We start from the raw sequence: 22,658 nt of genomic DNA on the forward strand, positions 1-22,658 counted from the left end.
GATGGTCGGGCTCCTCCGCGGCCTCGTGCCTCGGCCGCTGCGTCGCCCTCTAGGCTGGTGTGCATGCAAAGGATCATCGGCACCGAGGTGGAGTACGGCATCTCGTCGCCGTCCGACCCGACCGCGAACCCGATCCTGACCTCCACGCAGGCCGTGCTCGCCTATGCCGCGGCGGCCGGAATTCAGCGGGCCAAGCGGACGCGCTGGGACTACGAGGTGGAATCCCCGCTGCGCGATGCGCGCGGATTCGACCTGAGCCGCTCGACGGGACCGCCGCCGATCATCGACGCCGACGAGGTGGGCGCGGCGAACATGATCCTGACCAACGGCGCGCGCCTCTACGTCGACCACGCGCATCCGGAGTACTCGGCACCCGAGGTCACGGATCCCATGGACGCGGTCATCTGGGACAAGGCCGGCGAGCGGGTCATGGAGGCCGCGGCGCGGCACGTGGCGTCCGTGCCCGGGGCGGTCAAGCTGCAGCTGTACAAGAACAACGTGGACGGCAAGGGCGCGTCCTACGGTTCGCACGAGAACTACCTGATGAGCCGACACACCCCGTTCTCGGCGGTCATCGCCGGACTCACGCCGTTCCTGGTGTCCCGGCAGATCATCAGCGGGTCGGGTCGCGTCGGCCTGGGCCCCTCCGGCGACGAGCCGGGCTTCCAGCTGTCCCAGCGCGCGGACTACATCGAGGTCGAGGTCGGCCTGGAGACCACGCTCAAGCGCGGCATCATCAACACCCGCGACGAGCCGCACGCCGACGCCGACAAGTACCGCCGGCTGCACGTCATCATCGGCGACGCGAACCTGGCCGAGACCTCCACCTATCTCAAGGTGGGCACCATGTCGTTGGTGCTCGACCTGATCGAGGAGAATGTCGACCTCTCAGACCTGGCGCTGGCCCGGCCCGTGCACGCGGTCCACGTCATCAGCCGCGACCCGACGCTGCGCGCCACCGTCGCGCTGGCCGATGGCCGCGAGCTGACCGCCCTTGCGCTGCAACGTATCTACTTGGATCGGGTGGCCAAGCTGGTCGACAGCCGCGATCCCGATCCGCGGGCCTCGCACGTCATCGAGACCTGGGCCGAGGTTCTGGATCTGCTGGAACGCGACCCGATGGAGTGCGCCGAGATCCTGGACTGGCCGGCCAAGCTGCGGTTGCTCGAGGGGTTCCGTCAGCGCGAGAACCTGAGCTGGTCGGCGCCGCGGTTGCACCTGGTGGATCTGCAGTACTCCGATGTGCGGCTCGACAAGGGCCTGTACAACCGGCTGGTGGCGCGCGGCTCGATGAAGCGGTTGGTCACCGAGCAGCAGGTGCTCGACGCGGTCGACAACCCGCCAACCGACACCCGCGCCTACTTCCGTGGCGAATGCCTGCGGCGGTTCGGTGCCGACATCGCGGCGGCAAGCTGGGATTCGGTGATTTTCGATCTCGGCGGTGACTCGCTGGTTCGCATCCCCACGCTGGAGCCGCTGCGCGGCAGTAAAGCGCACGTCGGGGCGCTGCTGGATTCGGTGGACAGCGCGGCCGAATTGGTCGAACAGCTCACGAACTAGCCGCTATCCCGGGCAATCCGAATATTGCCCGGTAGTGTGGAAATACATCTGGCGTTGCACAGGAGGATTAGCGATGGCTCAGGAGCAGACCAAGCGTGGTGGCGGCGGCGATGACGACGACCTCGACTCTGGAAGTGGTGGCCAGGAACGTCGCGAGAAGCTAGCTGGGGACACCGACGATCTGCTCGACGAGATCGATGATGTCCTCGAGGAGAATGCCGAAGACTTCGTGCGCGCGTACGTGCAAAAGGGTGGCCAGTGAGCTGGTCGTTCAACGCTCCCACTGACCGTCTGACCCCTCAATCGCCCATCACCGAGCTGTCCTCGTTCGCCGATCTACTGCGCCGGCAGGCGCCGGATCTGCTGCCGAACGTCCGGGATTCGATCGGCTCGGGGGCGGATCTGCCGCACGGCACCACCATCGTGGCGCTGAAGTATCCGGGCGGCGTGCTGATCGCCGGTGACCGACGCTCGACGCAGGGCCACATGATCGCCGGGCGTGACGTGCAGAAGGTCTACATCACCGACGATTACACCGCCACCGGCATCGCCGGCACCGCGGCCATCGCGGTGGAGTTCGCCCGGCTCTACGCCGTGGAACTCGAGCACTACGAGAAGCTCGAGGGTGTCGCCCTGACCTTCCCGGGCAAGGTGAACCGGCTGGCCACCATGGTGCGCGGCAACCTCGGCGCGGCGCTGCAGGGCTTCGTCGCGCTGCCCCTGCTGGTTGGTTACGACCTCGACGACCCGAATCCGCTGGGCGCGGGGCGGATCGTGTCGTTCGATGCGGCCGGCGGCTGGAACGTCGAGGTCGAGGGCTACCAGTCGGTGGGCTCGGGTTCGCTGTTCGCGAAGTCGGCGATGAAGAAGATGTACACCCGGGTCTCCGATGCCGACTCGGCGCTCGCGGTGGCCATCGAGGCGCTGTACGACGCCGCCGACGACGACTCGGCTACCGGTGGGCCGGACCTGGTGCGCGGCATCTATCCCACCGCGGTCACCATCGACGCCGACGGCGCCGAGGACGTGCCCGAGGATCGCATCGCCGAGTTGGCCCGCGAGGTGGTCGCCAGCCGCTCGCGCTCGGATACCTTTGGTCCCGACGACAATTCCGGCATCAACGCCGCGCCCCGGGGTGACGCATGAGCTTTCCGTATTTCATCTCGCCCGAACAGGCGATGCGTGAGCGCAGCGAACTCGCGCGCAAGGGCATTGCCCGCGGGCGCAGCGTCATCGTGTTGGCCTACGCCGACGGCGTGCTGTTCGTCGCCGAGAACCCTTCGCGGTCGCTGCAGAAGGTGAGCGAACTCTACGACCGGATCGGCTTCGCCGCCGTCGGCCGCTTCAACGAGTTCGACAACCTGCGGCGCGGCGGCATCCAGTTCGCGGACACTCGCGGCTACGCCTACGACCGCCGCGACGTCACGGGTCGCCAGCTGGCCAACGTGTACGCCAACACGCTCGGTTCGATCTTCACCGAGCAGGCCAAACCGTACGAGGTGGAACTCTGCGTCGCCGAGGTCGCGCACTTCGGCGAGTCGAAAGCGCCTGAGCTGTACCGGATCACCTACGATGGGTCGATCGCCGACGAGCCGCATTTCGTCGTGATGGGCGGCACCACCGATCCCATCATCGCGGCGTTGAAGGACTCCTACATCGAGAACGCCGCACTGGGCGATGCCGTGCAGACCGCCGTCCACGCACTGCAGGCCACCGAGGGCGACGGCGAACCCCGCGTGCTCGGACCCGCCACGCTCGAGGTCGCGGTCCTCGAGGCCACCAAGCCGCGACGGGCCTTCCGGCGTATCACCGGTGCGGCCCTGGAAGCACTGCTGCCGCAACAGGACGCCTGACCTAGCGGGTCGCACCGTCGACCTGTTCAACACCGGTGCATTGCCGGCGCCGGCACCCTCAGAATGGCGGCGGGTCGCCCGCATCGTCGGGCCCCTCTCGGGTGTGGGGATTCTGTTCCGCTTGTTTCGCTGGGGGTGAATACCTTTGGCGTGCTGGGGCATTGTTGCCCCGTTCGGTTTTGAGGCGTTGGGCTTGGTCGGCTTTGCGGGTGCGTCGGCGACGCGGCATCTGTAGGCCGCGGTGCGGGTTCGCGGGCTCGCTGGGCCGTGTGGGTGTCGGCAGGGTGGCGGTGGTGGTGTCCCAGTTCGGGAACGCGATCTTGCTGCCGGGGTGGGTGGTGTAGGTCTTGCCCGCAGGTGTGGTCCAGACGATGGTGCCGTCGGGGTGTTGGGTTTCGGACCATTCGGTCCAAAACGTCTTCAGCAAGTGGTGTTTTCGGCATAGGCAAGCCAGGTTCGACGGGTGGGTGGGCCCGCCTTGGCCGTCGGGGATCGTGTGGTCGAGATCGCAGCGTTCGGAGGGGGTGTTGCAGCCCGGGAACCGGCACGTCATGTCGCGGGCGTGGACCCAGGTGGCCAGGGTGGTCGAGGGCCGGTAGCGCGGTTCGGGGGCCTCGGCCGGGGTCCGCAGCGCTTTGACGGTGGCGCCGGTGTCGACGAGTTCGGCCAGCAGCGGTGCGGGCACGACCCCGCCGCCCTGCAGGACCGCGGTCCGGGCGCAGGTATTGGGTTGCGGGCTGGGGTCTTTGGGGGCTGGAGGCTCGACAGGTTTGTTGCCGGGGCTGTCGTCGGCCCTAGCAACACCCTCGACCGTCTTGGCCGTGCGCCGCGCTTGGGCTTCGGCTTTGGCCGCGGCATTGGTGGCCCGCGCCTGCTCGACGGCGGCCTGGTCGGCCACGACGTGGACGACGATGTGGTCGGCGCGGGTGTCGGGGGCGGTGGTGGCCGGGCATTCAGTATTGCCGCAGCGGCACGGTAGTCGGTCGGCGCCGGTGATCAACAACGCCACGGCATCGGAGCGGCGTTGTCCGGTGGTGCGGGGATCCTCGGGGCAGACGCTGGTGGCCATCGCGCGCAACCGGCGGTCGAACAGGGCGGCATCGACGTTGGTGAGGCTGCCGTACATCGAGGTGGTGCCGGTGGTGTCGTCGCGTTTGCCGAACTGCACATCCCGGTTGCGGTCGGCGTCGCGGTGCTCGATCACCGCATCGGGGTCGTGTTCGGCCAGCACGGCGTCGATGGCGTTGTCGAGGGCCTTGTCCGACAGCGTCCCGAACCCGGTGGCCTTATCGGCCAACTCGGCGTCGATGGTCGCCAAGATGGCCGGGTCTTCGACCAGTTTGGTGCGCCAGGCGATCGTGGTGGCACTGCGCAGGCTCAGCTCGCCGTTGGCCAAGCCGGCCGCGGTCTTCGGTATCCGGGTCCGCAGCGCATGGGCTAGGTGCATCTGGGTGGAGGCCCGCCGGTGGGTCAGACCCAGCGCGGCGGCGACTTCGGCCGCAACGCTGTCCCAGCCGTCGCAGGCCCACAGGTCGCGCTCATCGTCCTCGCCATCGCTGAAGAGGCGGCGGTTCATGAGTTCGCCGATCGCGGCCAACCGCGCGGCCGCCGCCCTGTTCTCGGCCCGGGCGGACTCGGAGATGGCGTCCACGACCGCGGCATCGTCAGCGGAGGCCAACGAGGAGAGATCCAGCGAGTCGCACATACGTTCGACACTAAGCCGGTCTCAACCCCGCCGCACCGCCGAAACCACCCACCTGTGGATCAAAACGAGACTGTGGATAACAGCGATGAGAATGGTCGCCGGCCCCGGTCTAAGCCAGTAGGCAGAGAGGGGAGTAGATGACACTCGAAGGAAAGATCGCGCTCGTCACCGGAGGTGCGCGTGGGCAGGGCCGCGCGCATGCCGCGGCGCTGGCTCGTGCGGGCGCCGACATCGTCTTCTGCGACATCGCCGCCCAGGTCGACGAGGTCGACTACCCACTGGCCATACCCGAAGACCTGCGCGAAACGGCAGAACGGGTGGAGTCCACCGGTCGTCGCTGCATCGCGCTCACCGCCGACGTCCGCGAACTGGAGGACCTGCACCACGTGGCCCACGCCGCGCAGGAGGCCTTCGGCGGCATCGACATCGTCATCGCCAACGCCGGCATCGCCAGCAGTGCTCCCATTGCCGAGATGTCCGAAACACGTTGGCGCACAATGATCGACATCAACCTCACCGGCGTGTTCAACACCTTCCGTGCGGTCCTCCCGCAACTGATCGAGCGTGGCGGCGGGCATCTGGTTGCGACGTCGTCGGTCGTCGCGAAAACCGGGGCGACGAATTCGGGACACTACGCCGCGAGCAAGGCCGGCGTGGTGGCGCTGGTGCAATCGCTGGCCCACGAAGTCGCCGAGCACGGGATCGTCGTCAACGCCGTATTACCGGCCGGGGTGAACACACCGATGATCCACAACCCGACGACCTATCGGCTGATCCGACCGGACCTGGACCATCCGGGACGCGCCGATGCGGAAGAGATGTTCGCTCGAGGCCGCCCGCGCCCCGGCCTGCTGGAACCCGAGGACGTGGCCGACGCGGTGCTCGCTCTGGTGACGGGCCGGGTGCGGTGTCAGTCGGGGGAGTCTGTCACGTTGGCGAACGGGCTGAATTAGCCGGTCAGGAGCTTGAGTGCCCTCGGTGAGACTCGAACTCACACTGGACGGGTTTTGAATCCGTTTCCTCTGCCAATTGGGATACGAGGGCAAGCACCGTTGGTGCGAGATACCACCTTAGATGATGCTCAATTCGGTGTCGGCGCTCGCCCGTCGGTGAAGGTCAGCGACAATGAACGACATGACCGAACCCCACGCCGAGGGCACCACACCGCATCGCGTTCTCATCGCCGAGGATGAGGCACTGATCCGCCTGGATCTGGCCGAAATGCTGCGCGAAGAGGGGTACGAGGTCGTCGGGGAGGCCGGCGACGGCCAGGAGGCCGTCGAACTCGCCGAACAACTCCACCCCGATCTCGTGATCATGGACGTCAAGATGCCCCGCCGCGACGGCATCGACGCGGCCGCCGAGATCGCCCGCAAGCGGATCGCGCCCATCGTGGTGCTCACCGCGTTCAGCCAGCGTGACCTCGTCGAACGCGCGCGCGACGCCGGCGCGATGGCCTATCTGGTCAAGCCGTTCTCCATCACCGACCTCATCCCGGCCATCGAGCTGGCGGTCAGCCGGTTCAGCGAGGTCAGTGCGCTCGAGCAGGAGGTCGCCACGCTGTCGGACCGGCTGGAGACCCGCAAGCTCGTCGAGCGCGCCAAGGGTCTGCTGCAGGCCAAGCAGTCGATGACCGAACCCGAGGCGTTCAAGTGGATCCAGCGCGCGGCCATGGACCGCCGGACCACGATGAAGCGGGTCGCCGAGGTGATCGTCGAGACGCTCGACGCCCCGGAGGGTGAGACCTCGCCCGGCTGAGGCCGTTGTGTAACAGATTGGTCACGAGGGCTCTTCCTGTCATCGCCGGTAACAACCACGCATTAGCGTCGAGACTCGTACCTGCCCTGGGGGGGCGCTACGCACAACTGATTAGGAGCGTTTCTCGATGAAAAATCGGACCCTCGCTCGTGTCTTCGCGGTAGCGGGCGTGGCCGCGCTCGCCTTGACCGCCTGCTCGGCCGAGGAGAGCGACGACACGGCAGCCACCGGCGACGACACGGCAACCGCCACCGAGACCGAGGCCGAGGTCGCCTCGACGGAGTGCGATCCGCCGCAGGCCACCGCCGCGGCGACGCCGGACACCAGCGCGCTCAAGATCGGGACGCTGCTGCCGGAGACCGGGACGCTGGCATTCCTCGGGCCGCCCGAGGTGGCCGCCGTGCAGGTGGCTATCACCGAGATCAACGACGCCGGTGGCGTGCTCGACCAGCCCGTCGGCCTGGTCACCGGTGACTCCGGGGACACCACCACCGACACCGCCAACGCCACGGTGGACCGCGAACTCGCCGAAGGGGTCGACGTCATCGTCGGCGCGGCGTCCTCGGCGGTGTCGCTGAAGGTGATCGACAAGATCGCCAGCGCCGGCGTGGTGATGTTCTCCCCGGCCAACACCTCCGATCAGTTCGTCTGCTACCCGGACAAGGGCATGTACTTCCGTACCGCGCCCACCGACGTCCTGCAGGCCCAGGCGCTCGCGCAGTTGATCACCGGCGACGGCGCCCAGCGGGTCGCGATCCTGGCGCTCAACGATCCCTACGGAACGGGCTTGGCGGCCAACACCGTCGAGAACCTGGAGACCGCGGGCATCGCCTCGGACCAGATCACCAAGATCATCTACGACCCGAACGCGCAGTCGTTCAACGCCGAGGTCGACCGGATCAAGGAGTTCAACCCCGACGCGGTGGCGGTGCTCGGTTTCGAGGAGACCGCCAAGATCATCACCCGCATGCACGAGGTGGGCATCGGCCCGTCGGACGGCATGTTCGTCTACGGCACCGACGGCAATATGGGCAACGCGCTCGGCGAGGGCGTGGCACCCGGCCTGCTGGAGGGCATGAAGGGCACCACACCGCTGACCGACGTCGGCCCGGAGTTCGAGGGCCGGCTCACCGCGGTCGATCCGGGATTGGTCGACTTCAACTACGGCGGTGAGGCTTACGACGCCGTGGTGGTCTCGGCGCTGGCCGCCGAGCAGGCCAAGTCGACGGCGGGTGTGGATATCGCCGCCAACATCAACTCGGTCACCCGTGACGGCACCAAGTGCACGGCGTTCGCCGAGTGCCGGGACCTGATCCGGGCGGGCGAGGACATCGACTACGACGGGGTCACCGGTGAACTGGCCTTCGGGCCGGCCGGGGAGCCGTCGGTCGGCTCCTACGGGCGCCTCGAGTTCGGTCCGGACAACAAGCTCACGACGACGGACTTCATCGTCGTACAGGGCTGATACCGACAAACACTGCGGGCCGGGCGAATTCGCCCGGCCCGCAGTGCTTTCGACAAGCTATTTCTCGCCGCGGCCGGCGAGGGTGCCCAGGTACAGCTCGATCACCTTGGGGTCGTTCATCAGGTTGCGCCCGGTGCCGGTGTAGGCGTTCGTGCCCTGGTCCAGCACATAGCCGCGATCGCAGATCTGCAGGCAGCGACGGGCGTTCTGCTCGACCATGATCACCGAGACCCCGGTGGCGTTGATCTGCTTGCAGCGGATGAACACCTCGTCCTGGAACATCGGGGACAGGCCCGCCGACGGCTCGTCGAGCAGCAGCACCGACGGCTCCATCATCAGCGCGCGTCCGGTGGCCACCATCTGGCGTTCCCCGCCCGACAGGGCGCCGGCCTTGACCTTGCGGCGCTCGGCGAGCAGCGGGAACAGTTCGCTGACGAACTCGAAGCGTTCCCGGAACTTGGCCGGCCGCAGGTAGATTCCCATCTCGAGGTTCTCTTCGATGGTCAGCGACGGGAACACGTTCTGGTTCTGCGGGACGTAGCCGACGCCCTTGGTGACGAGCACGTGCGCGGCGGCCGAGGTGATGTCCTCCCCGCGCAGCGTGACGGCGCCGGAGCGCACTGGGATCAGCCCGAACAGCGTCTTGAGCAACGTCGATTTGCCGGCACCGTTGGGACCGATGATGCCGACGATCTCGCCCTCGCGCAGGAAGAAGTCGCAGCCGCGCAGGATGTCGACCTCGGGCAGGTAGCCGGCCACCAGGTGGTCGGCCCGCAGCAGCGCGCCCTCGGCGAGTTCCGCGTGGTCGGCGGGGTCAGTCATCGCGGCCTGCCCGAATGTCGACGCCGGGATCCGACAGGTCGCCGCCGGCCTCGATGGTGTCGGCGACGGCCTGCTCGATCTCCTCGGCCAGTTCGGCGGTGGCGCCCACCGGGTTACCGTCGGCGTCGAACTCCAGGGCCTGGTCGTGATGGCTGCCCAGATAGGCGTCGACGACGGCGGGATTGTCGGCCAGGCCGCTGGGCGGTGACTCGGCGATCACTGCGCCCTGGGCCATCACCACCACCCAGTCGCTGATATCGCGGATGACGTCCATGTCGTGTTCGACGAACACGACCGTCATCCCCTGCGTGCGCAGCGTTTTGACGTGTTCCAGCAGGTTCTCGGTGAGCGCCGGATTCACCCCGGCCATCGGTTCGTCGAGCATGACGACCTTCGGGTCGGTCATCAGCGCGCGCGCCATCTCGAGCAGTTTGCGTTGTCCGCCGGACAGCGATCCGGCCATGTCGTCGGCCTTGGCGTCGAGCTTGAACCGCACCAGCATCTCGCGGGCCCGCTCGGTGATCTCGGCCTCCTGCTTGCGCCACCGAAACGGGAGCAGCGCGTTGAACATTCGCTCACCGCTCTGGCCGGTGGCGCCGAGTCGGACGTTGTCCAGCACCGACAGCCGCGACAGCGCCTTGGTCAACTGGAACGTCCGTACCACTCCATGGCGGGCGACGCGGTGCGGCGGCTGCCGGCCGACGTCCACCCCGTCGAGGGTCCAGGTCCCGGTGTCGGCGCGGTCGAAACCGGTCAGCAGGTTGAAGAACGTGGTCTTGCCGGCCCCGTTGGGGCCGATCAGCCCGGTGATGTGGCCGCGCTGGATCTCGAGGTGCGCGACGTCGACGGCCTTGAGGCCGCCGAACGCGCGGGAGAGGTTGTCCACCACGATGATCGGGTCCGGCTTGGCGGATCCGGCTTCGGCCGGGACGTCGGTGAAAACCGAACCGGCGGCGTCAACCATCGAGTTGCACCTCCCGTCTCTTGCCCATTATCCCCTGGGGTCTGAAGACCATCAGGACCATGATCAGGATGCCCAGCAGGATGTAGCGGGTCGCGCCGACCTGGGCATCGGTCAACGGCAGCAGGGGATCGGGCCCGGCGATGGCCTGGCGCAGCAGGGCGTCGGGGATGGCCAGCAGGAACCAGAACAGCATCGCGCCGACCACGGGCCCGAACACGGTGGCCGCGCCGCCGAGCAGCAGCGCCCCGAAGGCGTAGAAGGTCTGCGACGTCGAATAGAAATCGGGGTGAATCGACTTGGTCTGCAACGCATTGAACACCCCGCCCATGCCGCCGATCACGCCGCCGAGCACCAGCGCCTGCAGCTTGTAGGAGAAGACGTTCTTGCCCAGCGCGCGGGCGGCGTCCTCGTCCTCGCGGATGGCCTTGAGCACCCGGCCCCACGGGCTGTGCGTCAACAGGTAGACGAACACGCACAGCACCAGCACCAGTGTCCAGCCGACCACCATGGCCCACAGGTCGTCGCCGACGAACTTCATTCCGAGCAGCGAATACTGCTTGCTGGAATCGAACGGGCTGAACCGGGTGAACGGATCGGCGAAACCGTAGAGGCCGTTGGTGGATCCGGTCACCGGGTCGGCCGCGGTGGATCGGAAGATCAGCCGCAGCACCTCGGCCGTGGCGATGGTCGCGATGGCCAGATAGTCCGCCCGCAATCGCAGGGTCGGGATGCCCAGGACGACGGCGAGCAGGCCCGCGGCGAGCAGGCCGACGAGCACGCCCACCCACAGTGGCTGCTGATAGGTGACCGTCATGACGCCCACGCCGTAGCCGCCGAGCAACGCGAACCCGATCTGGCCGAAGTTCAACAGGCCGGTGTAGCCGAAGTGCAGGTTCAGCCCGATGGCCAGCAGCGCGTAGAAGATCGCCGACGGGCCGATGAGCTGGGCGAAGGACGCCTGGAACGCGGTGAGGATGTCCATCGGGGCCTCACCCGATCCTTTCGCGGGATCCCAGGATGCCCTGGGGCCGCACGATCAGGATGAAGATCAGGATCAGCAGGCCGCCGATGTATTTCAGGTCGGGGTTGACCACCAGGGTGGACAGTTGCACCAGCAGTCCGACGATGACGCAGCCCAGCAGCGCACCGTAGGCCGTCCCCAGCCCGCCCAGGGTGATGCCGGCGAACATCAGCAACAGCAGCTTGAAGCCCATCTCCCATTGCACCCGGCCGCCGAGTTCGGACATGGCCAGCAGCACCCCGCCGAGGGCCGCCAATCCGCCGCCCAGGCACCACACATAGGTGATCACCCGTTCGACGTTGATGCCCGAGGCCGCGGCGAGGTCCTTGTTGTCGGCGACCGCGCGCATCGCCTTGCCGATCGTGGTCTTCTGCAACAGCACCGCGACGGTCACCAGCACCGCCACGCTGATCGCGATCGTGAGGATCGTGATGTCGGTGATCGCGACCGGGCCCCAGCGCCGCTGGGCGCTGACGGGATAGTCGGCGAACGCCTGGGTGCGGTCGGAGAACAGCATCAGGATCAGGTAGCGCAGGGCGATGGCCAGACCGATGGATACCACCAGCATCGGGATCAGGCCCACTCGTCGTTTTCGCAACGGACGCCAGATGCCCGCGTTGTTGAGCCAGCCGATGGCGACCCCGACGACGACGGCGAGCAGCGACGCGACGATCAGACCCATGCCCATGGCCACGTTGAAGATCCAGGCGAACACCGCGCCGAGCGTCACCAGCTCGCCGTGCGCGAAGTTCGTCAGGCCCGTCGTCCCGAAGATCAGGTTCAGGCCGATGGCCGCGACCGCGATCGTGAGGCCGAACCGCAGGCCGTCGATGCTCAGCCGGATGAGCCGCTCGTAGAGCGGGGTGGACATGCCGGTGCGGACCTCGCCGAAGGTGAAGATGACGTTGTTGGTGCGGCCCGCGATGACCTCCCGGGTGACCGCGTGCTGCACGCTGACGCCCTCGGGCAGGCTTTCGGCGTCCACCTCGAAGGTGTGCGGGCCGATCGGGACCTGGAAGGTCCACCGGCCGGTGTCGTCGGACTCGGTGACCGCGACCTCGGTGCCGTCGGGATCCAGTGCGCGGACCCGCGCGTCCGCAACGGGTTCACCCGCGTCGACCAACCGGCCGGACACCGTTGCGGTTTCATCCTCCTGGGCGCCGGCGGGGCCCGCGCAGAGCAGCCCGGCGAAGACGGTCAACATCAGCAGGAGCAGACCGCGGACGACGAAGTGTTTCCCGGGGGAGCTCAACCCCACTGAACGAACCTCCGTTGCGGTTGATCACGCCGGGGCGTGATGCGGCTTACGGGACCTTATAGGTTTCGGCGTGGCACCTGACGCGGTTCTGGAATGTCAAATGTTTATCAGCTGGGACCGGGATGCGCCGGTTAAGCGCACCGCGCGGCGGTTGGCAGGATTTCTGCCAACCCTGTCAGTACTGCCACTTTTGCTGCGCCGCCGGGGGCGCCAGGCTGGTCCCATGATGGTGCTGATCCTCTTCGTCGGGATGTTGGCGGTGCTGTCGGTGGCCGCGGCCCTGGAGTTGACCCCGGACACCCACCGTCAAGTGAGCCGGCACGGGGACTTTCGGTTCTGAGCGGAGTAAACACCGGAACTCGCCGGTGGGTTGGCTATGTTTAGCCATAGTCCAGCGATCCGGAGGTTCATGTGCGCGTCGGTGCGGTACGGGGCGTGCTCGCGCTGAGTTCGGCGGTCGTCCTGGGGCTTGCCGGGTGCGCGCAGACCTCCTCGGAGCGGGCGGGTGACGACACGGGGCTGCGGATCGTCGAACAGGTGCGGATCGATCAGAACGGCAATCAGGTGGTGCCCGGTGCGACGACAGCACCCCCGCCGGCCGCCCCCGGCGGCGACGGCGACGCCGTCTGTCCGCCGCTGTCGTTGGCGACGACGGCCACCCTCAGCGGTCCCGACGCGGCCCTGGGGATCGGCATCCGCAACGGCATCCAGCTGGCGGTCGACGAGCACAACTCGGCCAATCCGGGCTGCCAGATCCAACTGAAAACCTTTGACACCGAGGGCGATACGGACAAGGCGCGGGCCGATGCGCAACAGATCGTCGAGGACGCGTTCACCCTGGGCGTGATCGGGCCCGCGTTTTCCACCGAGGTGCTGGACACCGGCGACATCTTCGATGCGGCCGGCATGGTGGCGGCCACCGCCTCGGCGACCGCCGTCGCCCTGGCCGGCCAGGGCTGGGGCACCTTCTTCCGCGGCCTGGCCAACGACGCCGTGCAGGGGATGGCCGTGGCCAACTACATGAAGCGGCAACTGGGCAGCACCTCGGTGTGCGTCCTCGACGACGGTACCGACTACGGCACCGGGTTGGCCGAGGCGGTGCGCCAGACCCTCGGCGCCGCTGCCGATGCCGCGTGCAGCATCGCGCTGGACCTGGACGATCCCGCCTCGACGGTGTCCACCGTCGAGGAGCGCTCGCCGGACGCGGTGTTCTTCGGCGGTTACCACTCGCAGTCCGCGGCGCTGGCGCGGGCGCTGCGCGACGGTGGGGTGGATGCCGCTTTCGTCAGCGCCGACGGAAGCAAGGACCGCGAATTCGTCGCCGCCGCAGGCGAAGCGGCTCGCGATGCCGTGCTGTCGTGTTCCTGCGCCCCCGACAACCCGGAATTCGTGGCGGCTTACACCGAGAAGTTCGGTGAGCCGCCGGGCACCTTCAGCGCGGGCGGCTACGACTTGGGCACCATCCTGCTCAACGGGATCGACTCCGGTGCGCGCACCCGGCCGGCGCTGCTGGACTACGTGCGCAACTACTCGGGTCAGGGACTGGAACGCCAGTACCAGTGGGCCGAAAACGGGGAACTGACCAGCACTTTGATCTGGATCTACAAGGTGCAGTGACCCGCGGTCACCGGGTGATGCGGAATCGCTTGACCCGCGAGGTCGCCCCCGAGACCAACTCGACCCGGCTTCGCGGCACACCGAAATGCTCGGCCAGCAGCCGGATCACGGCCGCGTTGGCCTGACCCTCGATCGCGCGCTCGCGGACGTACACCGTCAACTCGCCGGCCTGCGCCTCGACCAACGGCCCCTTCTTGCTGCCCGGTTTGACCCGGACACTGACCACCTCGACGGGCGACTCAGCGGGCAACGATGACCGACGATCCGTGACCGAACAAGCCCTGGTTGGCGGTGACGCCCACGGAGGCGCCCTCCACCTGGCGGCCGGTGGCCTGTCCCTTGAGCTGCCAGGTCAATTCGCAGACCTGCGCGATGGCCTGGGCCGGGATCGCCTCACCGAAACAGGCCAGCCCGCCCGACGGGTTGACCGGCACCCGCCCGCCGATCGCGGTGGCACCGCTGCGCAGCAGTTGTTCGGCCTCACCCTTGGCGCACAGCCCGAGATGCTCGTACCAGTCCAGCTCCAGCGCGGTCGACAGGTCGTACACCTCGGCCAGGCTGACGTCCTCGGGGCCGATGCCGGCCTCGGCGTAGGCGGCGTCGAGGATCTGGTCCTTGAACACCCGCTCCGGGGCGTTGACCACCGCGGTGGAATCCGTTGCGATGTCGGGCAATTCCGGAAGGTGCTGCGGATAGCGCGGCGTCACCGTCGAGACCGCCCGCACCGACGGCACTCCCTCCAGCGAGCCGAGGTGTTTCTGGGCGAACGATTTCGAGGCCACGATCAGCGCGGCCGCACCGTCGGAGGTGGCGCAGATGTCGAGCTGGCGCAGCGGATCGGCGACCACCGGGCTGGCCAGCACGTCCTCGACCGCGGATTCCTTGCGGTAGCGGGCATTCGGGTTCTGCAGACCGTGCTGGGAGTTCTTCACCTTCACCTGGGCGAAGTCCTCGGCGGTGGCGCCGTAGAGATCCATCCGGCGCCGCGCCAGCAGCGCGAAGTACACCGGGTTCATCGCGCCGATCAGGTGGAAGCGCTGCCAGTCCGGGTCGTTCTTCCGTTCCCCGCCGACCGGGGCAAAGGCGCCCTTGGGGGTGGTGTCGGCGCCGATCACCAGCGCCACGTCGCAGAAGCCGGCCAGGATCTGGGCGCGCGCGCTCTGCAGGGCCTGCGAGCCGCTGGCGCACGCTGCGTAGCTCGACGAGACCGGCACGCCGTTCCAGCCCAGTTTCTGGGCGAACGTCGAACCGGCGATGAAGCCGGGATAGCCGTTGCGGATGGTGTCGGCGCCGGCGACCAGCTGGATTTGCCGCCAGTCCAGGTTGGCTTCGGCCAGCGCCGCGCGGGCGGCGACCACGCCGTACTCGGTGAAGTCGCGGCCCCACTTGCCCCACGGGTGCATGCCCGCGCCGAGGATGTACAGCGGTTCCGGCGCGCTCATGCGATCCTCCAGGCGTGGGTGGTGCGGACGACACCCTCGTCGTCGGTGTAGAGCGCCGTGGTGGTCAGCTCCATATCCATCCCGACCTGCAGGTCGGCGGCCAGCGTGCCCTCGACGACCTTGCCGAGCACGATCAGGCCCTCCTCGGCCAGCTCGACCGCGGCGATGGCGAAGGGTTCGAACGGATCGGGTGCCGGATACGGCGCCGGTGGGGGATAGCGGTTCTCGGTGTAGCTCCAGACCTTGCCGCGCCGCGAAAGCGGAACCGGGTCCAGGACGTCGCTGTCGCACGCCGGGTTGGGGCAGTTGTTGGTCCGCGGCGGGAAGACGTAGGTAGCGCACGCGGTGCACTTGCCGCCGATCAGATGGGTCTGGCCGGCGTCGTCGGTGGCGAACCACCCTTCGATCGCGGGCGCTGTGGTTGCTGCAGGCACGCGGTCAGCGTACCCAGCGCCGCGCGCTGAACTGAAACGTGTTCCAGTTTTGTCCCGGCTGGTGGACACATTGCGCCGAGGATTGCAGTCACCGGTGGCTGTGATCCTCGGTGCAGGAGCCCGATCACACGACCTCGAGGGTTCGCATCTTGGGCCACAGCGTGTCCCAGCCCTCGGTCGGCCCCGACATCAGCCACACGTCGATCTGGTCCTCGGGTCCGTCGATCTTGCGGCTTTCGGTGAAGTACGGGCGGAGCCGGTCCGGCCGGTTGTCGCCGATCACCAGTACCGTGTCGATCTCGGGGCCCGGGGCCGGGAAGTAGCCATAGCTGCGGGCCGGGCTGAATGCCGCGGGCAGGTCGTACTCGGTCGAGTACGCGTCGATGTAGGCCGCCACGATGTAGGACTCGCCGATGAGCGCGGTTCGCCCGCGCTGCTCCGCCGGCAGGCTCCGATAGACCTCCGCGGTGCGCTGGACGATCCGTTCGCCGTCGTCGGAGCGGGTCAGGTCGACGCCGAGGTACAGCCCGCCCAGCGCCAGGGCGGCGCTGATCAGGTAAACCGGCCAGACCGCCCATCGCCACCGCGTGAGCCCTGCCTCACGGCGGCGTTGCAGGCTCAGGGCTCCGACGGCGGCCAGCGCACCGAACAGCCCACACAGGTAGTACGGCCGGCCCCCGGTGGCGGCGAACGCCGCGTAGAGCGCCACGAAGGTGACGCCGAGGAAGCGGTAGTCGCGCAGCGCACGGTCTCGAACCAGGCTCAGCAATCCATAGAGCGCGAGGCCGGCGGCGGCCGGGCCGGCAAAGACGAATAGCAGCACCGCAATGCTGGCGCGGCCACCGTAGAGCGGCTCCGCCTCGGCTGCCACCACCTCGGCCATCTTGAGCTGCGGCCAGCCGTGCTGCGCCTGCCACCACAACGTGGGCGCGCAGATCAGGAGGCCGACGGCGGCGCCGGCCCACAGCAGCGGGCGGCGCAGCAGCGCGCGCGGCCCGACCGTGGCCACCCCGGTCAGCATGATCGCGCAGAAGAAGACGACCTGGAACTTCGTCATCGCGGCGAGGCCGGCGACCACGCCGAGGGCCAACACCAGCCGGTCGTCGCGCACCCGGATCCAACGCACCAGCAGCCACACCAGCAACAGCCAGCCGACCGGTTCGAGCGCATAGGGCGTCAGCCAGTGTCCGCTGACGGCGGCCCATGGCGCGCTGGCCTGCGCCGCGGCCACCAAGGTCTGCGCGCGCCCGTCGCCGCCCATCTCGCGGGTGATCAGCGCCGCCACCATGATCGTGCCCATGGTCGCGAGGATCGCCGGGATCCGCAGCGCCACAACGGAATTTTCGAACAGGGTGTCGCTGAGCGCGGCCAGCGCGGGGGTCAGCGGCGGCTGGTCGGCCGAACCCCAGTCGAGATGGCTGCGGCCGATGGCCAGCATGTAGACCTCGTCGAACCAGTAGCCGCGGCCCGCGATCGCGGCACCGAGTTGGAGGACTCCCACGATGGCGGTGATGACGGCGACGGGACGCCACGCCAGCGGTGCGATGTCGGTAGTTGAAGTGGTCACCGCCCGACGAGGGTAGTGCCCACCCGGCTGTCACCGCTGGTGCCTAGAGTGAGGACCGTGAGCCCCGCCGCGACTGACACCGCATCCGAAACCGCGTCGACCACGAAGTCCACGCTCATGTTGCTCGACGGCAACTCGTTGGCATTCCGGGCGTTTTACGCCCTGCCCGCGGAGAACTTCAAGACCCGCGGCGGGCTGACCACCAACGCGGTCTACGGCTTCACCGCCATGCTGATCAACCTGCTGCGCGACGAGGGGCCCACCCATATCGCCGCCGCCTTCGACGTGTCCCGGCAGACCTTCCGCAAGGACAAGTACCCGGAGTACAAGGAAGGCCGGGCCGCCACCCCCGACGAGTTCCGCGGTCAGATCGACATCACCAAGGAGGTGCTGGCCGCTCTCGGCATCACCGTGCTGGCCGAGCCGGGCTTCGAGGCCGATGACATCATCGCGACGCTGGCCACCCAGGCGGAGTCCGAGGGCTACCGGGTGCTGGTGGTCACCGGCGACCGCGACTCGCTGCAACTGGTCAGCGACGACGTCACGGTGCTCTACCCGCGCAAGGGGGTCAGCGAGCTCACCCGGTTCACCCCCGAGGCCGTGGTGGAGAAGTACGGCCTGACCCCGCAGCAGTACCCGGACTTCGCCGCGCTGCGCGGCGACCCGAGCGACAACCTGCCCGGCATCCCCGGGGTGGGGGAGAAGACCGCCACCAAGTGGATCAACGAGTACGGCTCGCTGCAGTCGCTGGTCGACAACGCCGACGCGGTCAAGGGCAAGGTCGGCGACTCGCTGCGCGCCAACCTGGCCTCGGTGATCCTCAACCGGGAGCTCACCGACCTGGTCAAGGACGTGCCGCTGCCGCAGACCCCGGACACGCTGCGGATGCAGCCGTGGGACCGCGATCTGATCCATCGGCTGTTCGACGACCTCGAGTTCCGGGTGCTGCGCGACCGCTTGTTCGACACGCTGGCCTCGGCCGACCCGGAGGTCGACGAGGGGTTCGACGTGCGCGGAGGCCTGCTGGCCCCCGGCACGGTGGCCGCCTGGCTCGCCGATCACGTCAACGACGGGCAGCGCGCCGGGCTCGCGGTGGTCGGCACGCACCTGGCCTTCGATGCCGACGCCACCGCGCTGGCGATCGCCGCCGCCGACGGCGAGGGCGCCTACCTCGACACCGCGACCCTGACCCCCGAGGACGATGCGGCGCTGGGCGCCTGGCTGGCCGACGCCGATGCGCCCAAGGCGCTGCACGAGGCCAAGTGGGCCATGCACGACCTGGAGGGCCGCGGCTGGACCCTCGCCGGCGTCACCTCCGACACCGCCCTGGCCGCCTACCTGGTGCGCCCCGGGCAACGCAGCTTCGCCCTGGACGACCTCTCGCTGCGCTACCTGCGCCGCGAGCTGCGCGCCGATACCCCTGAGCAGCAACAGCTTTCGCTGCTGGATGACTCCGACGGCGTCGATGACCAGGCGGTGCAGACGCTGATCCTGCGGGCCCGCGCCGTCGTCGACCTCGCCGCCGCTCTCGACGAGGAACTGGCCCGCATCGAGTCCGCGGCGCTGCTCACCGACATGGAACTGCCCGTGCAGTCGGTGCTGGCCGGCCTCGAGACCCGCGGCATCGCGATCGACCTGGACAGGCTGACCGCGCTGCAGAGCAAGTTCGGCGACCAGATCCGCGACGCCGCCGAGGCCGCGTACGCGGTGATCGGCAAGCAGATCAACCTCGGTTCGCCCAAGCAGTTGCAGGTGGTGCTGTTCGACGAACTCGAGATGCCGAAGACCAAGCGCACCAAGACCGGCTACACCACCGACGCCGACGCGCTGCAGTCCCTGTTCGACAAGACCGGCCACCCGTTCCTGCAGCACCTGTTGGCCCACCGCGACGTCACGCGGCTGAAGGTGACCGTCGACGGCCTGCTGAACGCGGTGGCCTCCGACGGCCGCATCCACACCACCTTCAACCAGACGATCGCGGCGACCGGCCGGCTCTCCTCGACCGAGCCCAACCTGCAGAACATCCCGATCCGCACCGAGGCCGGCCGGGAGATCCGCGATGCGTTTGTGGTCGGTGAGGGCTACGGCGAGTTGATGACCGCGGACTACAGCCAGATCGAGATGCGGATCATGGCGCACCTGTCCCGCGACGAGGGCCTCATCGAAGCGTTCAACACCGGCGAGGATCTGCACTCGTTCGTGGCGTCGCGGGCGTTCGGCGTCGAGATCGACGAGGTCACCGCCGAGCTGCGGCGCCGGGTCAAGGCGATGTCCTACGGCCTGGCGTACGGCCTGTCGGCCTACGGGCTGGCGTCCCAGCTGAAGATCTCCACCGAAGAGGCCAAGGGGCAGATGGACCAGTACTTCGCCCGATTCGGCGGGGTGCGCGACTACCTGCAGTCGGTGGTCGACCAGGCCCGCAAGGACGGCTACACCTCGACGGTGCTGGGCCGGCGCCGCTACCTGCCGGAACTCGACAGCAGCAACCGGCAGGTCCGGGAGAGCGCCGAACGCGCGGCGCTGAACGCCCCCATCCAGGGCAGCGCGGCCGACATCATCAAGGTCGCGATGATCGAGGTCGACAAGGCGTTCACCGAGCAGAAGCTGAAGTCGCGGATGCTGCTCCAGGTGCACGACGAGTTGCTGTTCGAGGTCGCCGAGGGCGAACGCGAACAGGTCGACGCGCTGGTGCGGGAGAAGATGGGCGGGGCCTATCCGCTGGACGTGCCGTTGGAGGTGTCGGTGGGCTACGGGCGCAGCTGGGACGCCGCCGCGCACTAGCCACCGGGATCATGAGCGAACAGCAGATCGGATACATCGCCCGGTTGGGCGCCGCGATGGCGGCGTCCAACTATCCGGTCACGATGGTTCGCCAGATGATCGAGCGCGCCTCAGCGGTGTACGGGTTGAAGACCGACTTCATCGCGCTGCCCAACCACGTGCAGGTCGTCGACTCGGCCGCGGAGTCCGGGTCCGTGGTCAAGGCCGCCCACATCGGTGGTGATCTGCGCTTCGACCAGACGTTCCCGCTGGCGGGGTTGGTCTCCGACACGCTGCACGGGCGAATCGACCCGGTCGCCGGTGAGACCCGGCTGGACCGGGTCGAGGAACTGCCCCAGCCCTATCCGAGTTGGGTGACGGTACTGGGCTACGGGGTGTGGAGCGCGGGCCTGGCGCTGGTGCTGGAACCGACCGTCCTCAACGTGCTGGCGGCCGCGGTGCTCGGGATGATGGTCGGGCTGTTCTGGGTGGCCGGCCAACGGATCCCCGGCCTGGGTCATCTGGTGCCGGTGTTCAGCGCGTTCGCGGTCACGGCCATCTGCATCCTCGGCGCGCGCCACCTCGAGCTGGACCACGTCGGATTGCGCGCGCTGATACCGCCGCTGGCGATGTTCCTGCCCGGGGCGGCCATCACGCTGGCGGTCATCGAGTTGACCTCGCGCGACGTCATCTCGGGCTCCAGCCGGTTGATCGCGGGTTTCGTGCAGATCGTCCAGCTGGCCTTCGGCATCATCATCGCCGCGCAACTGCTCGGTCTGGACGAGAGCCAGCTGAGTCCGGAGGCGGTCAACAAGATCGGGCCGTGGGCGCCGTGGCTCGGTGTCGTGGTCTATGCGGTGGGCGTGATGTTGTTCATGGCGCCGCCGCGCTCCTTCCTGCCGTGGCTGGTCGCCATCTCGGGCATCGCGTACGCCGCGCAGTTCGTGGGGGACCTGGTGCTGGGCAGTTATGCCAGTGGTTTCTGCGGCGGCCTCGCGCTGTCGGTCGCGGCGCTGCTGATGTCGCGGCTGCGGGGATCGCCGCCGGCGATCACGATGATCCTGCCCGGCTTCTGGTTGCTGGTGCCGGGGTCGATGGGGCTGATCGGGGTCACCGAGGTGTTCGGGGCCGACGGCGACGCGGCCCTGCCCGCCACGTTGATCTCGATGATCTCGGTGGCGTTCGGGCTGCAGGCCGGCCTGGTGCTGTGGCGCGCGTTCCGGCGTCAGCCCGCCCGGTAGTTGGTCAGCCAGTGCAGCGTCGGCGCCGCGTAGGCGCGGGCCGCATACACCCGGTAGGTCTCGTCGTTGCGTAGCTCGACCACGCGGTGGTCGCTGAAACCGCGGTCGATCCGGTCCTGGGCGAAGGCCAGCTCCACCACCTGCACGGCGAAGTGCCGCACGCCCTTGGCCGCGGCCCGGCCGCCGTGCTGGGAGGCCGCCGCGACCGCCGCCTTGCGGGTGCGCAGCGAACCCAACCAGGTGGCCTCGTTGGCCGTGATCACCCCCGCGGCCACCATGCCGGGCAGCTTTGCCGCGACCACCCGCTGCTCGCGCCGCCGGCTGTGGATCGCCAGCGCGATGGCCAGCGCGAACATCGGCACCATCCATAGCAGGTACACGCCGAAGTAGGCCTTCGGTCCCAGCAGTGCGGAGGCGTTCCACAGTCCGTGCAGCAGCACCGCGGCCAGGTAACCGGCCACCAGGTAGGCCACCTTGACGACGGTGTGGCGTTGCTGCAGGGCGAGGTATACCGCGATGCCGATGCACGTGGTGAACAGCGGATGGGCGAACGGCGCCATGATCAGCCGCAGGCCCGCGGTCGCCAGCGACGCGGCCACGGTCTCCCCGCTGGCGATGTAGAAGATGTCCTCCATCCAGGCGAAACCGGCGCCGACCAGCCCGGCGAACACCAGCGCGTCGGTCATCGAGTTGAGCTCGAGGCGGCGCCGTCCGGTCATCATGAGCAGCAGGAACAGCCCCTTGGCGGCCTCTTCGATGGCCGGCGCCCCGATCGCGACGGTGAAGAAGCTGGTCGCCGACTCGGTGGTGGCGGCGGGGTTGATGGCGTATTCGAACGCCACCTCGAGGATCACCGAGATCACGATCGCGACCGACGCGCCCCACAGGAACGCCAGGATCAGCAACCGCGGCGGCTCGGGCTCCCAGCGGTCCAACCACAGGTAGGCGCCCACCACGACGGTCATCGCGACGGTGGTCAGCACAAAACCGACGACCGCGCCGCCCGGGTTGGTCGCGACGATCAACACCAGGATCAGCGCGGTCAGGGTGCCGAGCGCGATGATGACGGCCAGCGGCGCGCCGACCTTGCGGACTTTGGTCGGCAGCGCGGGGGCCAGCGGGGGCGGCGGCTGCTGCGGCAGCACGGGATATTGCACGTCAAGGAGGTTAGCTGGCGGCAGGCGGAAAAAC

At 68.4% G+C, this 22,658-nt stretch carries 20 protein-coding genes and 1 tRNA gene; 10 read left to right on the forward strand and 11 right to left on the reverse strand.

All coding sequences use genetic code 11. The features are described from left to right. Positions 1 to 63 precede the first annotated feature (63 nt). The 4 genes from dop (at position 64) to prcA (ending at position 3,413) form a co-directional block, all read left to right on the forward strand. Positions 64 to 1,560, forward strand: a complete 1,497-nt coding sequence (gene dop / locus EL338_RS10040) for a depupylase/deamidase Dop (RefSeq protein WP_126333629.1) — start codon at positions 64 to 66, stop codon at positions 1,558 to 1,560. Positions 1,561 to 1,633: 73 nt separating this feature from the next. Continuing rightward, a complete protein-coding gene (locus tag EL338_RS10045) occupies positions 1,634 to 1,822 on the forward strand; it encodes a ubiquitin-like protein Pup (protein WP_126333630.1) in 189 nt (62 codons plus the stop codon). Then, positions 1,819 to 2,706, forward strand: a complete 888-nt coding sequence (prcB, locus tag EL338_RS10050) for a proteasome subunit beta (RefSeq protein ID WP_163792113.1) — start codon at positions 1,819 to 1,821, stop codon at positions 2,704 to 2,706. The genes EL338_RS10045 and prcB overlap by 4 nt, the downstream gene beginning before the upstream one ends. Further along, positions 2,703 to 3,413, forward strand: coding sequence for a proteasome subunit alpha (prcA, locus tag EL338_RS10055; RefSeq protein WP_126333631.1), 711 nt, complete (start codon positions 2,703 to 2,705; stop codon positions 3,411 to 3,413). Before prcB ends, prcA begins: the two co-directional genes overlap by 4 nt. A 58-nt stretch (positions 3,414 to 3,471) precedes the next feature. Here prcA and EL338_RS10060 read toward each other — a convergent pair whose 3' ends face one another. Further along, on the reverse strand, positions 3,472 to 5,118 hold the full coding sequence (locus EL338_RS10060) for an HNH endonuclease signature motif containing protein (RefSeq protein ID WP_126333632.1): 1,647 nt from the start codon (positions 5,116 to 5,118) through the stop codon (positions 3,472 to 3,474). A gap of 137 nt (positions 5,119 to 5,255) precedes the next feature. On the opposite strand from EL338_RS10060, the gene EL338_RS10065 reads away from it, so the two are divergent. Further along, positions 5,256 to 6,071, forward strand: a complete 816-nt coding sequence (locus tag EL338_RS10065) for a mycofactocin-coupled SDR family oxidoreductase (RefSeq protein WP_126333633.1) — start codon at positions 5,256 to 5,258, stop codon at positions 6,069 to 6,071. Positions 6,072 to 6,088: 17 nt separating this feature from the next. Here EL338_RS10065 and EL338_RS10070 read toward each other — a convergent pair. After that, a tRNA-Leu gene (locus EL338_RS10070) sits at positions 6,089 to 6,162 on the reverse strand. 90 nt (positions 6,163 to 6,252) lie between these two features. Here EL338_RS10070 and EL338_RS10075 point away from each other — a divergent pair. Together EL338_RS10075 and EL338_RS10080 are read left to right on the forward strand one after the other, a co-directional pair. Beyond that, complete coding sequence (locus EL338_RS10075; RefSeq protein WP_126333634.1) at positions 6,253 to 6,876, forward strand: two-component system response regulator PdtaR; 624 nt, start codon at positions 6,253 to 6,255, stop codon at positions 6,874 to 6,876. A gap of 127 nt (positions 6,877 to 7,003) precedes the next feature. Beyond that, positions 7,004 to 8,341, forward strand: coding sequence for an ABC transporter substrate-binding protein (locus EL338_RS10080; RefSeq protein ID WP_126333635.1), 1,338 nt, complete (start codon positions 7,004 to 7,006; stop codon positions 8,339 to 8,341). A 57-nt stretch (positions 8,342 to 8,398) separates the two neighbouring features. Here the strand turns inward: EL338_RS10080 and EL338_RS10085 are convergent, their stop codons facing one another. The 4 genes from EL338_RS10085 to EL338_RS10100 are packed head-to-tail and all read right to left on the reverse strand — an operon-like array spanning position 8,399 to position 12,352. Next, entirely contained in the window at positions 8,399 to 9,163 is a 765-nt protein-coding gene (locus EL338_RS10085) for an ABC transporter ATP-binding protein (RefSeq protein ID WP_126333636.1), read from the reverse strand. Further along, positions 9,156 to 10,127 (reverse strand): ABC transporter ATP-binding protein, encoded by a 972-nt coding sequence (locus tag EL338_RS10090; protein ID WP_126333637.1) that lies wholly within the window; start codon positions 10,125 to 10,127, stop codon positions 9,156 to 9,158. The genes EL338_RS10085 and EL338_RS10090 overlap by 8 nt, the downstream gene beginning before the upstream one ends. After that, positions 10,120 to 11,109 (reverse strand): branched-chain amino acid ABC transporter permease, encoded by a 990-nt coding sequence (locus tag EL338_RS10095; RefSeq protein WP_126333638.1) that lies wholly within the window; start codon positions 11,107 to 11,109, stop codon positions 10,120 to 10,122. Before EL338_RS10095 ends, EL338_RS10090 begins: the two co-directional genes overlap by 8 nt. Before the next feature lie 7 nt (positions 11,110 to 11,116). After that, positions 11,117 to 12,352, reverse strand: coding sequence for a branched-chain amino acid ABC transporter permease (locus tag EL338_RS10100; protein ID WP_126336781.1), 1,236 nt, complete (start codon positions 12,350 to 12,352; stop codon positions 11,117 to 11,119). Between the two features lie 465 nt (positions 12,353 to 12,817). Between EL338_RS10100 and EL338_RS10105 the strand changes: the two genes are divergently transcribed. Continuing rightward, a complete protein-coding gene (locus tag EL338_RS10105) occupies positions 12,818 to 14,023 on the forward strand; it encodes a branched-chain amino acid ABC transporter substrate-binding protein (protein WP_126333639.1) in 1,206 nt (401 codons plus the stop codon). Between the two features lie 7 nt (positions 14,024 to 14,030). Here the strand turns inward: EL338_RS10105 and EL338_RS10110 are convergent, their stop codons facing one another. The 4 genes from EL338_RS10110 to EL338_RS10125 form a co-directional block, all read right to left on the reverse strand. Next, positions 14,031 to 14,273: a DUF167 domain-containing protein gene (locus tag EL338_RS10110; protein WP_126333640.1), complete on the reverse strand. Its 243-nt coding sequence runs from the start codon at positions 14,271 to 14,273 to the stop codon at positions 14,031 to 14,033. Beyond that, positions 14,263 to 15,465, reverse strand: coding sequence for a lipid-transfer protein (locus tag EL338_RS10115; RefSeq protein ID WP_126333641.1), 1,203 nt, complete (start codon positions 15,463 to 15,465; stop codon positions 14,263 to 14,265). Before EL338_RS10115 ends, EL338_RS10110 begins: the two co-directional genes overlap by 11 nt. After that, positions 15,462 to 15,899, reverse strand: a complete 438-nt coding sequence (locus EL338_RS10120) for a Zn-ribbon domain-containing OB-fold protein (RefSeq protein WP_126333642.1) — start codon at positions 15,897 to 15,899, stop codon at positions 15,462 to 15,464. The genes EL338_RS10115 and EL338_RS10120 overlap by 4 nt, the downstream gene beginning before the upstream one ends. A 124-nt stretch (positions 15,900 to 16,023) precedes the next feature. Then, positions 16,024 to 17,466, reverse strand: coding sequence for an ArnT family glycosyltransferase (locus EL338_RS10125; RefSeq protein WP_235666429.1), 1,443 nt, complete (start codon positions 17,464 to 17,466; stop codon positions 16,024 to 16,026). A 117-nt stretch (positions 17,467 to 17,583) separates the two neighbouring features. On the opposite strand from EL338_RS10125, the gene polA reads away from it, so the two are divergent. Together polA and EL338_RS10135 are read left to right on the forward strand one after the other, a co-directional pair. Further along, complete coding sequence (gene polA, locus EL338_RS10130) at positions 17,584 to 20,247, forward strand: DNA polymerase I (RefSeq protein WP_179967262.1); 2,664 nt, start codon at positions 17,584 to 17,586, stop codon at positions 20,245 to 20,247. A gap of 11 nt (positions 20,248 to 20,258) precedes the next feature. Beyond that, entirely contained in the window at positions 20,259 to 21,467 is a 1,209-nt protein-coding gene (locus tag EL338_RS10135; protein ID WP_126333644.1) for a threonine/serine exporter family protein, read from the forward strand. On the opposite strand, the gene EL338_RS10140 is transcribed toward EL338_RS10135, so the two are convergent. Then, positions 21,452 to 22,624 (reverse strand): PrsW family intramembrane metalloprotease, encoded by a 1,173-nt coding sequence (locus EL338_RS10140; RefSeq protein WP_235666430.1) that lies wholly within the window; start codon positions 22,622 to 22,624, stop codon positions 21,452 to 21,454. The genes EL338_RS10135 and EL338_RS10140 overlap by 16 nt on opposite strands. Between the last annotated feature and the right edge of the window lie 34 nt (positions 22,625 to 22,658).

The sequence above is a fragment of the Mycolicibacterium chitae genome (assembly GCF_900637205.1).
Classification (GTDB): domain Bacteria; phylum Actinomycetota; class Actinomycetes; order Mycobacteriales; family Mycobacteriaceae; genus Mycobacterium; species Mycobacterium chitae.

Excerpts from the sequence above, each read along its gene's own strand:
- EL338_RS10115 (WP_126333641.1), bottom strand. The coding sequence starts at position 15,465 with ATGAGCGCGCCGGAACCGCTGTACATCCTCGGCGCGGGCATGCACCCG.
- EL338_RS10100 (WP_126336781.1), bottom strand. The coding sequence starts at position 12,352 with ATGTTGACCGTCTTCGCCGGGCTGCTCTGCGCGGGCCCCGCCGGCGCC.
- EL338_RS10045 (WP_126333630.1), top strand. The coding sequence starts at position 1,634 with ATGGCTCAGGAGCAGACCAAGCGTGGTGGCGGCGGCGATGACGACGAC.
- EL338_RS10085 (WP_126333636.1), bottom strand. The coding sequence starts at position 9,163 with ATGACTGACCCCGCCGACCACGCGGAACTCGCCGAGGGCGCGCTGCTG.
- EL338_RS10060 (WP_126333632.1), bottom strand. The coding sequence starts at position 5,118 with ATGTGCGACTCGCTGGATCTCTCCTCGTTGGCCTCCGCTGACGATGCC.
- EL338_RS10090 (WP_126333637.1), bottom strand. The coding sequence starts at position 10,127 with ATGGTTGACGCCGCCGGTTCGGTTTTCACCGACGTCCCGGCCGAAGCC.
- EL338_RS10080 (WP_126333635.1), top strand. The coding sequence starts at position 7,004 with ATGAAAAATCGGACCCTCGCTCGTGTCTTCGCGGTAGCGGGCGTGGCC.
- EL338_RS10065 (WP_126333633.1), top strand. The coding sequence starts at position 5,256 with ATGACACTCGAAGGAAAGATCGCGCTCGTCACCGGAGGTGCGCGTGGG.
- dop (WP_126333629.1), top strand. The coding sequence starts at position 64 with ATGCAAAGGATCATCGGCACCGAGGTGGAGTACGGCATCTCGTCGCCG.
- EL338_RS10135 (WP_126333644.1), top strand. The coding sequence starts at position 20,259 with ATGAGCGAACAGCAGATCGGATACATCGCCCGGTTGGGCGCCGCGATG.
- EL338_RS10075 (WP_126333634.1), top strand. The coding sequence starts at position 6,253 with ATGACCGAACCCCACGCCGAGGGCACCACACCGCATCGCGTTCTCATC.
- polA (WP_179967262.1), top strand. The coding sequence starts at position 17,584 with ATGTTGCTCGACGGCAACTCGTTGGCATTCCGGGCGTTTTACGCCCTG.
- EL338_RS10095 (WP_126333638.1), bottom strand. The coding sequence starts at position 11,109 with ATGGACATCCTCACCGCGTTCCAGGCGTCCTTCGCCCAGCTCATCGGC.
- prcA (WP_126333631.1), top strand. The coding sequence starts at position 2,703 with ATGAGCTTTCCGTATTTCATCTCGCCCGAACAGGCGATGCGTGAGCGC.